The organism is Methylobacterium sp. AMS5 (assembly GCF_001542815.1).
In the GTDB taxonomy this organism is placed as follows: domain Bacteria; phylum Pseudomonadota; class Alphaproteobacteria; order Rhizobiales; family Beijerinckiaceae; genus Methylobacterium.
The window spans coordinates 4,400,080-4,414,931 of sequence record NZ_CP006992.1; the positions used below are offsets into that span (position 1 = coordinate 4,400,080).

General features: G+C 70.7%; 13 protein-coding genes. 5 read left to right on the forward strand and 8 right to left on the reverse strand.

The genetic code is table 11. The features are described from left to right. Positions 1 to 3 precede the first annotated feature (3 nt). The 6 genes from Y590_RS19730 to Y590_RS19755 form a co-directional block, all read right to left on the reverse strand. Positions 4 to 630 carry a FliH/SctL family protein gene (locus Y590_RS19730; RefSeq protein ID WP_060771337.1) on the reverse strand — a complete coding sequence of 209 codons (627 nt, stop codon included), beginning with the start codon at positions 628 to 630 and terminating at the stop codon, positions 4 to 6. Further along, a complete protein-coding gene (gene fliG / locus Y590_RS19735) occupies positions 627 to 1,682 on the reverse strand; it encodes a flagellar motor switch protein FliG (protein WP_012255236.1) in 1,056 nt (351 codons plus the stop codon). The genes Y590_RS19730 and fliG overlap by 4 nt, the downstream gene beginning before the upstream one ends. A gap of 43 nt (positions 1,683 to 1,725) precedes the next feature. Then, complete coding sequence (gene fliF / locus Y590_RS19740; protein WP_060771338.1) at positions 1,726 to 3,348, reverse strand: flagellar basal-body MS-ring/collar protein FliF; 1,623 nt, start codon at positions 3,346 to 3,348, stop codon at positions 1,726 to 1,728. Positions 3,349 to 3,607: 259 nt separating this feature from the next. Then, a complete protein-coding gene (gene sciP, locus Y590_RS19745) occupies positions 3,608 to 3,883 on the reverse strand; it encodes a CtrA inhibitor SciP (protein ID WP_009865968.1) in 276 nt (91 codons plus the stop codon). Positions 3,884 to 4,024: 141 nt separating this feature from the next. Beyond that, complete coding sequence (locus tag Y590_RS19750) at positions 4,025 to 4,705, reverse strand: flagellar hook assembly protein FlgD (RefSeq protein ID WP_060771339.1); 681 nt, start codon at positions 4,703 to 4,705, stop codon at positions 4,025 to 4,027. A 9-nt stretch (positions 4,706 to 4,714) separates the two neighbouring features. Next, positions 4,715 to 6,094, reverse strand: coding sequence for a flagellar hook-length control protein FliK (locus tag Y590_RS19755; RefSeq protein ID WP_060772378.1), 1,380 nt, complete (start codon positions 6,092 to 6,094; stop codon positions 4,715 to 4,717). A gap of 333 nt (positions 6,095 to 6,427) precedes the next feature. Between Y590_RS19755 and mnmA the strand changes: the two genes are divergently transcribed. From mnmA to Y590_RS19775, 4 genes are all read left to right on the forward strand, one after another. Further along, entirely contained in the window at positions 6,428 to 7,585 is a 1,158-nt protein-coding gene (mnmA, locus tag Y590_RS19760) for a tRNA 2-thiouridine(34) synthase MnmA (RefSeq protein WP_060772379.1), read from the forward strand. Between the two features lie 253 nt (positions 7,586 to 7,838). Then, positions 7,839 to 8,495, forward strand: a complete 657-nt coding sequence (locus Y590_RS19765) for a class I SAM-dependent methyltransferase (RefSeq protein WP_060771340.1) — start codon at positions 7,839 to 7,841, stop codon at positions 8,493 to 8,495. A 38-nt stretch (positions 8,496 to 8,533) separates the two neighbouring features. Then, entirely contained in the window at positions 8,534 to 9,370 is an 837-nt protein-coding gene (locus Y590_RS19770) for a TVP38/TMEM64 family protein (protein WP_060771341.1), read from the forward strand. A 172-nt stretch (positions 9,371 to 9,542) separates the two neighbouring features. Next, a complete protein-coding gene (locus Y590_RS19775) occupies positions 9,543 to 11,027 on the forward strand; it encodes a sensor histidine kinase (protein WP_060771342.1) in 1,485 nt (494 codons plus the stop codon). A gap of 37 nt (positions 11,028 to 11,064) precedes the next feature. Here Y590_RS19775 and Y590_RS19780 read toward each other — a convergent pair whose 3' ends face one another. Then, positions 11,065 to 12,642 carry a DHA2 family efflux MFS transporter permease subunit gene (locus tag Y590_RS19780; protein ID WP_060771343.1) on the reverse strand — a complete coding sequence of 526 codons (1,578 nt, stop codon included), beginning with the start codon at positions 12,640 to 12,642 and terminating at the stop codon, positions 11,065 to 11,067. Positions 12,643 to 12,839: 197 nt separating this feature from the next. Then, on the reverse strand, positions 12,840 to 14,048 hold the full coding sequence (locus tag Y590_RS19785; protein WP_060771344.1) for an HlyD family secretion protein: 1,209 nt from the start codon (positions 14,046 to 14,048) through the stop codon (positions 12,840 to 12,842). 140 nt (positions 14,049 to 14,188) lie between these two features. On the opposite strand from Y590_RS19785, the gene Y590_RS19790 reads away from it, so the two are divergent. Then, positions 14,189 to 14,851 carry a TetR/AcrR family transcriptional regulator gene (locus Y590_RS19790; RefSeq protein ID WP_060771345.1) on the forward strand — a complete coding sequence of 221 codons (663 nt, stop codon included), beginning with the start codon at positions 14,189 to 14,191 and terminating at the stop codon, positions 14,849 to 14,851. Position 14,852: the final 1 nt, after the last annotated feature.

A 14,852-nucleotide genomic window follows, 5' to 3' on the forward strand; every position in this document is an offset into this window, starting at 1 on the left:
GGCTCAGGCCTCTGCGCTGGCGAAATTGGGGGAAAGGGCGGCCTCGACCGCGGCCTCGATGCGGGCGCGCTCGCGCACGACGCCGCCGTCGGCCCATTCGAGCCGGGCATCGCCCGGCGCCATGTCGGGCTCGCCCAGCACCACGAGGCGCCCCTCGAAGCCGTTCTCGCGCGACAGACGCCGCATCAGCGTCTCCGCGTCATCGACGAGCCCCTCGTTCACCCGCAGCACGAGGTGGGGCACGCCGCGCAGGTGCCGCAGCGCCGAGCGGGCCGCCTCCTCCACCGTCGCCAGCGGCCGCGCATCGAGGGCGTCCCCGGCGATCCGGCGGGCCAGCGCCGCCGCGAAGGCCAGAGCCTGCGCCTCGCGCTCGCCGTCGCGGGCATCGGATTGGTTGAGAAGGCCGGCTGCTGCGAGCCCGACCCGTGTCAGCGCGTCGGCGAGCCGGGCCTGTTCCTGCAGGGCGGCCTCGGCCCGGCCGTCCTGAAGGCCGCGGGCATAGGCCGCCGCCTCGATGGCGGCCCGCTCGGCCTCGGCGCGGGCCAGGGCTTCCGCGTCGGTGGAGGAGGGGCCGCGCGGGCGGCCGAAATCGGTGTCGAACAGGAAGGGGCGGGAGGCGCGCGTGCTCAATAGACCAACTCCTCCTCGCCGCCGTTCTTGGCGATCATGATCTCGCCCTTCTCGGCCAGCTCCTTGGCCAGTTCCGTCATCTTGGCCTGCGCCTCATCGACCTCCTTGAGGCGGATCGGCCCCATCGAGCCCATCTCGTCGGTGAGGTTCTTGGCCGCGCGGGTCGACATCTGGCGCATGAAGAAGGCGCGCACCCGCTCGTCGGCGCCCTTGAGCGCGCGGCACAGGGTGTCGTTGTCGACCTTGCGCATCAGGGTCTGGACCGAGCCCGGATCGAGCTTCAGGAGATCCTCGAAGGTGAACATGAGCTGGCGGATCTTCTTGGCCGAGCCGCGGTTGGCCTGGTCGATCGCCGCGAGGAAGCGGGTCTCGGTCTGCCGGTCGAAGGCGTTGAAGACCTCGGCCATGAGTTCGTGCGCGTCGCGCCGCGTGGTCTGGGCGATGGTCGAGACGAACTCGGTGCGCAGCGTCTCCTCGATGTGGCGCAGGGCCTCCTTCTGGACGGTCTCCATGCGCAGCATCCGGTTGAGCACGTCGATGGCGAACTCCTCGGGCAGGATAGTCAGCACCTTGGCGGCGTAGTCGGCCCGCACCTTCGACAGCACGACGGCCACGGTCTGCGGGTACTCGTTGCGCAGGAAGTTCGCGAGGATCTCGGGGTCGATCTGGGTCAGGCTCGCCCAGACGCGCTTTCCGGAGGCACCCTTGATCTCCGCCATGATCGAGGAGACCTGCTCGGGCGGGAAGATCTTGAGCAGGAGCGACTCGGTGCGCTCGAAGTTCGAGGTGATGCCGCCGCCCGAGGACAGCCGCGAGACGAAATCGACGATCAGCCGCTCGACGGTGGCGGCTTCCAGCGAGCCGAGCTGCACCATGGCATGGCTGACGAGCTTGATCTCGTCCTCGTCGAGGCGCTGCCAGATCGGCGCACCCTCCTCCTCGCCGAGCAGCAGCAGGAGGGCGGCGGCGCGCTGCGGGCCCGGCATCTCGGCGAACGCCTTCGACGCATCGAGGCTCTCCATGGCAGCGTTGAAGTTTACGCCCGCGGACACGAATTCCCTCCTCTCTTCCGGTTCTGCGTGGTGTCAGCGTCCATCAGGAATCGTGGATCCAGTTGCGCAGCACCTCGACCGTCTCGGTCGGGCTCGCCCGCACCATGTCGACCACGCGCTCGACCGTCTCGGCCTGGATCTGGCCGTTGATCTTGGCCGACTCGAGGAACTTGTTGGTGGTGTTCTCGCGTACCGCGATCTCGACCGGTCCCTCGCCGCCCGCCGCCCCGGCCAGCGCGAGCGCTCCGGCCGGTCCGGCGAGCGCCACCGGCGCCTCGGATTCGAGCACGCGGCGCAGGAGCGGACGCACCACCGCCATCAGCACGACCAGGGTGAGCAGGCTCAGCACCGTGAGCTCGACGAGGCGCATCACCTCCTCCTTGGTCGGGCTCAGGAACGACTGGATCAGGCCGGGCTCGGAAAATTCCGGGGCGGTGGGGGTCTCGGCAAAACGCAGGTTGACCACCTCGACCTGATCGCCGCGGGCCTTGTCGTAGCCGACCGCCGTGCGCACCAGCGCGCTGATGCGCGCGATCTCGGCATCGGAGCGCGGCTGGTAGGCGGGCTTGCCGTCGGCGCCGGGTGCGTAGACGCCATCGACCAGCACCGCCACCGACAGCCGCTTGAGGCGGCCGCCCTCCAGGGTCTCGACCTTGGTGACGCGGGAGATCTCGTAGTTCGTGACCTCCTCGTTCTTCTGCGAGGAATCCTTCTGCTGCGGCTGGGGCTGATTCGGGTTGGCGCCCGGCAACTCGTTGCCGACGCTGACCTGCCCCTCCGCCCCGCCGGTCAAGGAATTCTCGGAACGGGTCTGGGTGGAGCGGACGACGCGGCTCTCGGGGTCGAAGCTCTCCGAGCGGCTCTCGACCCGGTTGAGGTCGAGTTCGGCGGTGACCTGCACCCGGGCGCGGCCCTGGCCGACGATGCCGGCCACGATCTCCTCGATCTGCGAGCGCATCCGCCGCTCGATGCCGGCCTGCCGCTCCTCCAGGGCGCCCGCCCCGTCGGCTTCCGCGCCGCGGGCGCCGTCGGCGAGCAGCCGCCCGCGCTCGTCGACGATCGAGACCCGCTCGGGCTTCAGGCCCTCGACCGCGGAGGCGGCGAGATGCCGGATCGCGCGCACCTGGCTCGCATCGAGGTCGCCCATCAGCTTGACGACGATGGCGGCCGAGGGTGCCTCGCGGTCGCGCTCGAACAGGCGGCGCTCGGGAATGACGAGGTGGACGCGCGCCGCCTGGACCCGGCCGATGGCGCGGATCGAGCGGGCGAGTTCGCCCTCCATCGCCCGCAGGTGGTTCACGTTCTGGACGAAGCTCGTGGAGGAGAAGGCGTCGCCCTTGTCGAAAATCTCGTAGCCGATGCCGCCTTGAGACGGCAGGCCCTTGCCGGCGAAGTCCATGCGCAGCTTGGCGAGGTCGGCGCGGGGCGCGAGCACGGTCTGGCCCATCTCGCCCTTGGTCTCGTAGGTGATGCCGCGCGCATCGAGTTCGCGGATCACGGCCGAGGAATCCTGCATCGACAGGTCGGAGAACAGCACGCCCATATCGGGCCGCGAGACCCGCAGGATCACGAAGGCGAAGAAGCCGATCAGCGTCAGCGTCACGGCCGCCATCGCGGCGATGCGCGCGGGCCCGAGCTTCGTCACCAGATCGAGGATGGGTTTCACGGACGGGCACGCCTGCGCACAGCGGTGCGGCCGCGAGGGATGCGCGGTCGCCCGGCAAGATTTGCCCGGTGCGTGGTTAGCGAGGCGTTAACGCCGGGCCGGTGTCCTTCACGAACGGTGCCCCGGATCGCGCTGATGCGAGGGGGCGGACGGGCTGCGGAGCCCGAAAACGACGAGAGCCGCCCCGGTGCTCCGGAAGCGGCTCCTCATGCGTTGCGCGAACAGGTCATGCGCAACGCACGGGTCGAACTGGCTGATTTCAGTGACGGTAGTGCTGGATGCGCGTGGTGCGCAGGCCGGCGAGTCCGTGCTGGTCGATGGAGTACTGCCAGCTCAAAAATTCTTCCGTGGTCAGGGTGTAGCGTTGGCAGGCCTCCTCCAGGCTGAGCAGGCCGCCGCGCACCGCGGCCACGACCTCGGCCTTTCGGCGGATGACCCAGCGACGGGTGGTGACGGGGGGAAGATCGGCGATCGTCAGGGGGCTGCCGTCGGGCCCAATCACATACTTCACGCGGGGCCGGGGTGTTTCGGTCATGATACGCTCTACACTCGACTGACCTGTCGAGAGAGAAGCTACTTGCACCCGCTTAAAAGTTCTTGAAGTCGGCCGCTCGAATGCGATTCGATTGTTGTGAGCAGATGTGGACAAACCCGGATCCATTGATGCTGCAACGCATCAAGAGGTTGGTGCGGAAAGCGTTTTCACGCTCGAAGCCGGCACGCGGGCCGAGCCGATCGTCAGCACGGGTTCGGAGCCGCTGAGGTCGACGCCGTCCACAATTCCCGAAACCTTGGTGTCGACGGCGACCTTCGTCCCCGTCGTATCGAGGGCATCCACGGTGATCGCGTAGCGCCCGTCCTTGGCCGTGAGGCCTGAGGTCCCGGTGCCGTCCCATTCGAAGGGTTGCGGGCCGGCCTTGAGCGTCGTGGTCTTGGTGGCCACCACGGTGCCGTCGCTGGCCTTGAGGGTGATGACGGCCCTGGCGGCGGCCCGCTCCGGGGTCAGCGTCCAGGTCGCCTTGCCGTTCGTCAGATCGGTGGCGGCGCCGTCCGCCGTGATCGTCCGGCCGATCAGGCCGGAGGCGGACGAGGCCGATGCGGCCTTGGAGTTGGTCAGGATCGTGTCGAGCGAGGAATTAGTCTTGAGCTGCTGCTCGACGCCCGCGAACTGCACGAGCTGCTGGGTGAACTGGTTGGTGTCGAGCGGATCGAGCGGGTTCTGGTTCTTGAGCTGCGTGGTCAGCAGCGTCAGGAACTGCGTGAAGTTGCCCGCGATCGACTTCGTGTCGGTGGTCGAGGCGGCACTCGCGCCGGTGATGCTGGTGCTGCTCGTATTGCTCGTGATGCCGGCGGCCATGGCGTCGTCCTAAATCCGGATGTCGAGATTGCCGACGGCACGGAGCGGCCGCAGGGGAATGGCGTCGAGCAGCGAGGGGCGGGCCTCCCGTCCGCCGGGCCCGCCGTCGGAGCGGTCGCGGGATGCGGATTCGCCGTCCCGTCCGCCCTGGGATCCGGTCTCGCCGCGCAGGGAGAGATCGATCCCGCCCCCGCCGGCCTCGGCGGCGACGTCGAAGCCCGCCTGCGCGAGCGCCTGCTGCAGGGAGCCCGCATCGCGCTGGAGCAGGGCCAGGGTCTCGGGACGGTCCACCACGAGATGCGCCCGCGCCTTGCCCCCCGCCTTGTCGAGGTCGAGCGACACGTCGATGCGGCCGAGTTCGACCGGGTCGAGGCGGATCGCGAAGCGGTTCATGCCCGAGAGCGAGCGCAGCCCGATCGTCATCGGCACGGCGCCTAAGGGAATCGGCGGCGTCGCCGGCTGGGGCTGCGCCGCCGCGGCCTCCGCGGCCTGGGCTGCGTGCGGGCCCTGCGCGGCGCCGACGCTGCCGGGCGGGGCGAGAGGGGTTCCGGGGCCCGCGGGCGCCGGAATGGGTGAGGCGGTCGGCGCCTGCGCCTGGGTGAGCGCCGCCTCGAAGCCGGCGGCCGTGCCCGCGGCGGCGGAGGCGGAGACATCCCCCGTGCCGGCCTTCGCGGCGTGACCGGTTGCCGTCGCTTCGCCGGGCAGGCCCGTAACGGGCTGATTCGCGTCGAGCCCGCCGTCGCCTGCGGAAACACCCGTCGCGGTCGTCGGCGCCGGAGCGGGCGGCGGCGAGAGGAGAGCGGCGGGATCGGCGGCCTTCGGCGATGCGGGATCGGTCTCGCCCCGCTCCCGTGCCTCGTCCTCGGACACCACCGCGGCACCGGCTTCCTTGGCGGCGACCTCTTCCGCAGCCGCTTCCTGGACCGGTTCCGCGCCGTCGGCGGCCGGGCGTTCCGGCCGCTGCGAGGCGGGGTTCGCGGTCTTCGCGGTGCCCGGACCTCGGGCGGAGGCGGCCTCCGCACCGTCCCGCCCTGTCCTTGCCGCGAGCGGCTTGCTGCGGGTGGAGGCGGCCTGGGCACGGCTCTCCTGCAAAGCTCCGGACGGGCCGCTCTCGGCCCTGTCGCTCTCGGCCCTGTCGCTCTTGGCCGCTCCGGTTCTGGCAGCCCCGGTCTTGGCGCTCTCGGCTTTTTCCGCGTCCGCCCTGGCGGCATCGCTGCGGGCGGAGGCGGTTTCGTCGCGGCGGGATGCGGGCCGGGCCGGTGCCGCCGGCCTCCGCTCCGCGGATTCCAGGCTGAACCGCGCCGTGCCCTCAGCCCCCCGCGCCCCGGACGAGGCGGGCCGCAAGCTCTGCCTGAAAAACGCCTCCGCCAGATCTGCGCGCGAAACCACGATGCCGTCCTTATTCTTCGTCGCCGAAGCCGGAGGAGACCAGAGCAAGCCGCGCACCATCGATCGATGTCGGGCAAATCACTGACAGAAAAAGAGAAAAATTTTTGCGGTGAGGGCCGCCTTGCGCCGGCCCGGCGGAATCTGCCGGCCTCCCGGCAGGATTTGCCGGCCGCCCGGGGCCACGATCCGGGCTTTGAACCGGCTCTCGTCGCTCCCATCCCTGGAAAGTCGGGATCGGGATCGCTATAGACACCGGACATGCGCCCGGACCCCACGGTCCGGCGCGCGCCCGAAGGCTCCGCCAACGGCCGGCACCCGGCCCCATCACCGGCCATGAACTCGCTGGATCTCCCGAAGCCCCCGCACGAGACGCGCGTCGTCGTTGCCATGTCGGGCGGCGTCGACTCGTCGGTCGTGGCCGGCCTGCTGAAGCGCGAGGGCTACGACGTCGTCGGCGTCACGCTCCAGCTCTACGATCACGGCGCGGCGACCCATCGCAAGGGGGCCTGCTGCGCCGGTCGCGACATCCACGATGCGCGGGCGGTGGCCGAGGCGCTCGGCATTCCGCACTACGTCCTCGACTACGAGGACCGCTTCCGGGAATCGGTGATCGACCGCTTCGCCGAGAGCTACCTCTCGGGCGAGACGCCGATCCCCTGCGTCGAGTGCAACCGATCGGTGAAGTTCCGCGACCTGCTCGGCCTCGCCCGCGACCTCGGGGCCGAGGCTTTGGCGACCGGCCATTACGTGGCGAGCCGGGCGCGGCCGGAGGGCGGACGCGCGCTCTACCGCGCCCTCGATCCGGCCCGCGACCAGAGCTACTTCCTCTACGCCACGACGCCGGAACAGCTCGCCTATCTGCGCTTTCCCCTGGGCGAGCGACCCAAGGACGAGACCCGCGCGCTCGCCCGGGAGCTGGGCCTCGCCGTCGCCGACAAGGCCGACAGCCAGGACATCTGCTTCGTGCCCCAGGGCGGCTATGCCGACGTCATCGCCAAGCTCCGGCCGGAGGCGACCCGCCCCGGCGAGATCGTCGATCTCGACGGCCGGCGCCTCGGCGACCACGAGGGCATCATCCATTACACGGTGGGCCAGCGCCGCGGCCTCAAGCTCTCGGCCGGCGAACCGCTCTACGTGGTGCGGCTGGAGCCGGAGACCGCCCGCGTCGTGGTCGGCCCCCGCGCCGCGCTCGCCACCCGCCGCATTCGCCTCACCGATCCCAACTGGCTCGGCGACGGTGCGCCGGAGGACATCGCGGAAAGGCCCGTGGCCGTGCGCGTGCGCTCGACCCGCGAGCCGCGGCCCGCGCGCCTGTCGTGGAACGCGGCCGAGGCTTGCGCCGAGGTCGAACTGCTCGTCCCCGAGGACGGGGTCTCGCCGGGTCAGGCCTGCGTGATCTACGCCGACGACGGCCCGCGCGCGCAGGTGCTCGGCGGCGGCACCATCCGGCGCATCGGCGCGTTGCAGGCAGGCGCCGCCGAGGCCGCCTGATGGGGGTGCTTCGCGCCGGGCTGATCTCGGTTTTCCCAGATCCCGCGATCGCTCTTCGGGCGATCGCACCGCTCGGCAGGCGTGAAGAGCGCCCGCGAAGCGGCCTCGGCCACACCGAGGCGTCTCGATCGTCGTCCCGAAAGGTCGCTGCCGGCTTTCGGAAAAGACGATGCGAAATGAGATGGCGAGAGCCCAAGCCGCGGAGGCGGCTGCCGGCGCGTGAGGCCGGAAGTCATGAGAGGGTGACAGTGAGATGCTGAGCGAGCGGGTGCCCGAGGCCGGGCCCACCACCGAGCTGATGCGCAAGGCCTATGCCCGCTGGGCGCCGGTCTACGATGTGGTCTACGACAAGCTCACCGAGCCGGCCGCCCGCGCCGCCGTCGAGGCGGCCGTCGCCCACGGGCCGCGGGTGCTGGAGGCCGGCGTCGGCACCGGCCTGTCGCTCGGCTACTATCCCCGCGACAGCTTCGTCTGCGGCGTCGATCTCTCCGAGGACATGCTCAAGCGCGCCCGCGGCAAGGTCCGCCGCAAGGGGCTGACCCACGTGAAGGGCCTCCAGGTCATGGACGTGTGCCGCCTCGGCTACGCCGATGCGAGCTTCGACGCCGTGGTGGCGCAGTTCCTCATCACCCTGGTGCCGAACCCGGAAGCCGCGCTCTCCGAGTTCCTGCGGGTGGTGCGCCCCGGCGGCGGCATCGTGCTCGCCAACCATTTCGGTCAGTCGAACGGGCCGGTGGCGCGGGTCGAGGAGATCGTCGCGCCGCTCTGCACCAAGATCGGCTGGTCCTCGGACTTCAAGGCGACCCGGATCGAGGCCTGGGCCCAGCGCAACGGCGTCGAGGTCGTCGGCCTCGCGCCGACCTTCCCCGGCGGCTTCTTCAAGATCCTGCGCATGCGTAAGCGGGGCTGAGGACGGACACGCGACATCCGTCCGGCGGAGGCAGGCCGATGACGTCACGGGACGGGGAGGGCGATCGACGCGACGGCGCGGCGAACCGGCCGGATCCTGCGGCCGGGCCGCCGGGGCCGCGCCGGCCCTGGCTGCGCTGGCTCCCGCTCCTGGCGCTGGCCCTGCTCTCCGTCGGCATCCTCGCCTCGGGGGGGGGGCGCTTCCTCGATCTCGACCGGCTCTCCGAGTCGCGGGTCTGGCTTCAGGCGCTCATCGCCGAGGACCGGGTGCGGGCGATCGCGCTGGCCTGCCTCGCCTATGTCGGCTCCGTGGTGGTCTCGCTGCCGGCGACGCTGGTGCTCACGGTGCTGGCCGGGCTGCTGTTCGGCCCCGTGACGGGCGCCTTGATCGCCATCGCCTCGTCCACGACGGGGGCGGCCATCGTGTTCTCGGTCGGGCGCTACGCCGCCGGCGACCTGATCCGGCGCAAGGCCGGCCCGCGGGTCGGCCGCTTCGCCGACGGGTTTCGCCGCGATGGCTTCGGCTACATCCTGATCCTGCGGCTCCTGCCGATCTTCCCCTACTGGATCACCAACCTCGCCCCGGCCGCCTTCGGCGTGCCGCTTCGCACCTTCGCGCTCGCCACCCTGCTCGGCCTGACCCCGGGGGCCTTCATCTATGCCGGTCTCGGTGCCGGCCTCGAAGATCTGCTGGCCACGCGCGACGAAGTGAAGGCGGCCTGTCTCGCGGCTGGGGGGGCGGATTGCGCGAAGGGCATCGATCTGCGCGCGCTGGTGACGCCCGGCATGGTGGCCGCGCTGGCGGCGCTGGCAGGATTTGCTCTTTTGACGGTTTATCTGCGCCGACGGCTTGAGCGGCGGACGCTTCGCGCATAAGACTTGCGCACAAGCGAATGGCGCGTTGCCGGACTGACGTGCAACCTGACCGGCACAGGGGGAGCCGGGACAGGAACGCGCCCTTCGCGCCGCGATTGACCGACACAACGACGGGTGACGCTTGAGACGGCCCCGCCTTCCGTTCCCCGGCCGGCAGCCCGAGCCGGCGGACATGGCGCAGAATGAACTGGCGGCGATCGCTGCCCTGCCATGGCACAGCGGGGCAGCGACCGCGACCGCGCGGTCGCCCGGCCGGCTCGGCCTGTCCGGCCGCCTGTTCCTGCTGACGGTCGCCTTCGTCGTCCTGGCCGAGATCCTGATCTACGTTCCGGCAGTGGCGACCTACCGGATGTCGCGGCTCTCCGACCGCGTCGCGGCGGCGCGGGTCGCCGCCCTCGTGCTGAACGCCGCCCCCGAGGGGCAGGTCCCCGACGAGACCGCTCGGCGCCTGCTCATGGGGGTCGGCGCCCGCGCCATCGCCGTGCGGGTCGGCGAGACGTGGCGTTACCTCACCGATGGACCGGCGCCGTCCGCCGTCGCCGAGACCGTGGATCTGCGCGAGCGACGCCTGACGGGCTCGGTCGGCGGCGCCTTCCGGACGTTGTTCCTTCCCACCGAAGCGCCGATCCGGGCGATCGGACCCGGCCAGGACGGCTTCGACGCCGTCGAGGTTCTGCTCGACGAGGGGCCTCTGCGGGCGGCCCTGGCCGATTTCTCGCTCCGGCTGCTCGTCGCCTGCCTCATCATCGCGGCCCTGGCGGCCGGGCTCGTGTTCTTCGTGCTTCAGCGGGCGATCGTGCGGCCGGTGGTCCGGCTCGCCCGCGACATCGCCGCCTTCGCCGACGACCCCGAGCGGACCGACCGGGTTGCCCGGCGCTCGGCGCGCACCGACGAGATCGGCGAGGCGGAGAACGCGCTCGCCCGGATGCAGGTGGCGCTTGGCGGCGAGCTGCGCCAGCGGCGGCGGCTGGCCGAGCTCGGCCTCTCGGTGAGCAAGATCAACCACGAATTGCGCAATCTGCTGACCACCGCCCAGCTTCTCGGTGACCGCCTGGAAAGCGTCTCCGATCCCCTGGTGCAGCGCGTCGCGCCGCGCCTCGTGGAGACCCTCGACCGGGCGATCCGCTTCTGCGAGGCGACGCTCGCCTATGGCCGCGCCACGGAGCCGAACCCGCAGCGGCGCATGGTGGCGCTCGGCCCTCTGCTCGAGGAACTGACCGACCTCGCCGACCTGATGCCGGCGGCCCGCATCCGCGTGGAGGTGCGCGCGGCGCCGGATCTCGAGATCGACGTCGATCCCGAACAGCTCCTGCGGGCGCTGACCAACCTCGTGCGCAACGCGGTCCAGGCCCATGCCGCTGCCAAGACCGCGGACGGCACCGTGCTGATCGAGGGGGTCCGGAGCGGCGCGCTCGGCTCGGGCTCGGTCACGGTCCTCGTGACCGACAACGGACCCGGCGTGCCCGAGCGGGCCAAGGCGAACCTGTTCGCCGCCTTCCAGGGCTCGACCCGGGCCGGCGGCACGGGCCTCGGCCTCGCCATCGCCTCGGAGCTGGTGCGCCTCAACGGCGGAACGCTCTGCCTCGACGAGACGACGGACGGCGCGCGCTTCCGCATCGTCATCCCGGACCGCGCCGCGGGGGTGAAGGCGGCCTGAAGGCCGCCTTCCGAAGTGTCCGCGGATGGGGCCGCGTTCAATGCCCCGCGCCGGCCGGTGCCGCGGCGCGGGGGCGGCGGATGAGCGGGGTGCCGCAGGCCATCGCCAGGAACAGCACCGTGAGGACGAGGAACACGTCCTCGAAGCTCATCACCAAGCCTTGAATCCGCACGGTGTTGTTGAGCGCCTTCAGCGCCATGCCGTTGGCGTCGCCCCCGAACACCTCGAACTGGCGCCGCATGGCGTCGAGGCGCTCCAGCGCGGCGCCGTTGGCCCAGGTGAAGCGCTCGTGCAGGCGCGCGAGGTGGAAGTCCCAGCGGGCGTTGAGCACCGTGTTGATGAGGGCGAGGCCGACCGCGCCGCCGAGGTTGCGCGTGAGGTTGAACAGGCCCGAGGCGTTCTTCATCCGCTCCGGCGGCAGGGTGCCGAGCGCGATGTTGTTGATCGGGATCATGCACAGCATCAGGGAGCAGCCCCGCAGCACCTGGGGCCACAGCAGCTCGTAGAAATCCCAGTCCTTGGTCAGTCCGGTGACGATCCAGGTGCCGACCGCGAAGCCGGAGAATCCCATCGCCATCATGATGCGCGGATCGAGCTTGGCCGAGAGCTTTCCGGCGATCGGGGCGGTGGCGAACATGCACAGGCCTGAGACGAACATCGTCTCGCCGATCTGCAGCGCCGAGTAGCCGCGCACCCGGGCGAGATAGACCGGGTAGAGGTAGGTCAGGCCGTAGAGGCCGATGCCCATCACGAAGCTGAAGACGCAGCCGGCGGCGAAGTTGCGGTCCGAGAAGGCGCGCAGGTCGACGATCGGCTGGCGCGCGGTGAAGACGCGGGCGAAGAAGGCCAAGCCCGACACGGCGCAGACGATGGCGCAGACGAACACCGCCTCGTCCTGCAGCCAGTCGTGGTTCGGCCCCTCCTCCAGCACGTATTCGAGGCAGCCGAGGAAGCCCGCCATGAAGGCGAGCCCGGCCCAGTCGAAGGACTTGAGCAGGTCGAAATTCGGCCGGTCGAAATCGATCAGGAGGAAGGTCGAGATCGTGACGAAGATGCCCGGCACGATGTTGATGAGGAACAGCCAGTGCCAGGAGAACAGGTCGGTGAGGTAGCCGCCGATGGTCGGGCCGATGGTGGGGGCCAGCGTCGCCACGAGGCCGATCATCGGCGAGACGATCGAGCGCTTCGAGGGCGGAAAGATCGTGAAGGCCGCAGCGAACACGGTCGGGATCATGCCGCCGCCGATGAAGCCCTGGAGCGCGCGCCAGACGATCATCTCGCCGATCGACGAGGAGGTGGCGCACATCAGGCTCATCAGCGTGAAGCCGGCCGCCGAGACCGAGAACATCCAGCGCGTCGAGAGCACCCGCGACAGGGTGCCCGAGAGCGGGATCGAGATGACCTCGGCGATGAGGTAGCTCGTCTGCACCCAGGGGATCTCGTCGCCGGAGGCCGAGAGGCCGGCCTGGATCTCGTTGAGCGAGGCCGAGACGATCTGGATGTCGAGGATCGCCATGAACATCCCGAACACCATGCACAGGAACGCCACCATGCGGCGGCGGTCGATGGGCGGGTCGGCGGCAGGGCTTGCGGCGAGGGTCGCGCTGGCGGCCATGGGGCGCCTCGGAAAGTCTTGAATGCGATTGATCCCCTCCTCACCCTCATCCTGAGGTGCCTCCGCGAAGTGGAGGCCTCGAAGGGTGTTCCAGGGATCGTGCGGGAACTGGAGGATCCTTCGAAGGCCCGCTGACGCGGGCAGCTCAGGATGAGGGGTTCGGCAGGATCGAAGGCCTTGTTCGGCTGGCCAAAGTCTCAGGGCCGGGCGGCGAGCCGTTGCACCGGCGCGTCGGCGCCCTCGCGGGTATCGACCCTCACCACGACCGAGAGGCCGGGGCGCAGCAGGCCCTCGCGGGCGAGATCCTCGGGCACGTGGACGCGCACGGGCAGGCGCTGGACGATCTTGGTGAAGTTGCCGGTGGCGTTGTCCGGCGGCAGCAGGCTGAAGACCGAGCCGGAGGCGGGCGAGAGCGATTCCACCGTGCCGACGATGTCGCGGTCGGGATAGGCGTCCACGTGGATGTGGACCTCCTGGCCGGGCCGGACGCGGGCGAGCTGCGTCTCCTTGAAGTTCGCATCGACCCGCACGCTCTGCAGCGGCACCAGGGCGGCGATGCGCGAGCCGGGGGAGACGTAGGCGCCGGCCTCCACGGCCTTGTTGCCGACGACGCCGTCGAAGGGCGCGCGGATCACCGCGAAGTCGAGGTCGCGCCGGGCACGGTCGACGGCCGTGCGCAACTCCGCGGCGAGGTTTTCCGCCTCGCGCGTCTGCGCCCGCAGCACCTCGACATTGGCCCGCGCGGCGACGAGGGCGGCCTCGGCCGACTTCACCGCCGCCCCGGTGCGGTCGCGGTCGGCCTTGGCCTGATCGAGACGGGATTTCGCGACGAAATCGGCCTGCATCCCCGTGGCGCGGGCGTAGTCGGCGCCGGCTCGCACGGCGTCGGCCTTCGCGGCCTCGATCTGCGCCGCGCTCTGAAGCACCTGCGCCTGCGCCGCCTCGGCCTGCCGGCCGACGCGGGTAATGGTGCTCTCCTGCGTGGCGAGCTTGTCCTCCGCGGCCTTCAGGGCGAGGCGATAATCGCCGTCGTCGAGCCGGGCGATCACGTCGCCCCGCTTCACCGCCTGCCCGTTCACCACGGGCACCGCCGCGAGATAGCCCGACACCTTGGCGGCCAGAACCGAGATGTCCGCCTGCACGTAGGCGTCGTCGGTGCTGACGAAAAAGCGCCCGACCGTCCACCAGTCCCAGCCGGCATAGGCGCCGCCGCCGAGCGCCGCGCACAGCACGAGGCCCAGCACCGCCCGCCGCAGCGGACGCCGGGGTTTGGCGGGGGAGGGCGGCACCGGCTCGGCGACGACCGGGGCGGGTCGCAAGGCCGCTGCCCGGCCGGCCTCGGCCCGCTCCTCCTCGGCCGTCTCAAGGGCGGCCTCGGAGCGGCCGGCATCCTCACGCAGCGACATGGCTGACATCCCAGACATGTATTGACCGAACCGTTCGGTCATTCGTCGGGCCGAGTTGACGCCGCCCTCATTGGAGAGCTAGCTAGCACTGACTGAACGGTTCGGTCAATGCGGGCGAGTTGGGGTAAGCGGGTCAGGCCATGGTGGGTGCGGCGACACAGGAACGGGGGCCGGTAGCCCCGCAAGCAACCTCATCGGGCGAGAGCGACAAGCGCCGGCAGATCCTGGAGGGCGCGCGTCAGGTGTTCATGGCCTCCGGCTTCGACGGGGCCAGCATGGGCGAGATCGCCAAGACCGCGAACGTCTCGAAGGGTACGCTCTACGTCTACTTCGACAGCAAGGAAGCCCTGTTCGAGGCCCTGACCACCGAGGCGAAGGCGGGTTTGGCCGAGAACCTGTTCCGGCTCGACGAGGACGACCCGGATGTCCGCGCCGTGCTGACCCGGCTCGGCACCAGCTATCTCACGATGATGGCGCGGCCGGAGCACGTCTCGATCATCCGCATGGTGATCGGCGCCTGCGAGAAATTTCCCCGGTTCGGGCAAGCCTTCTACGAGGCCGGTCCCGCCTGCGGGGTCGGGCGGCTCAAGGCCTATCTCGATGCCCAGGTCTCGGCCGGGCGCCTCTCCGTCGCCGACACCGATCTCGCCGCCAAGCACTTCCTCCAGCTCTGCCAGGCCGGGATGCTGACGCGCCTGCTGTTCAATGCGGGCGCGGCACCGGACGAGGCCGAGATCCGGCACCGGGTCGCGGAAGCCGTTCGCGTCTTCTACGCGGGCTACGGACCGTCCACGGCGGGGTGAC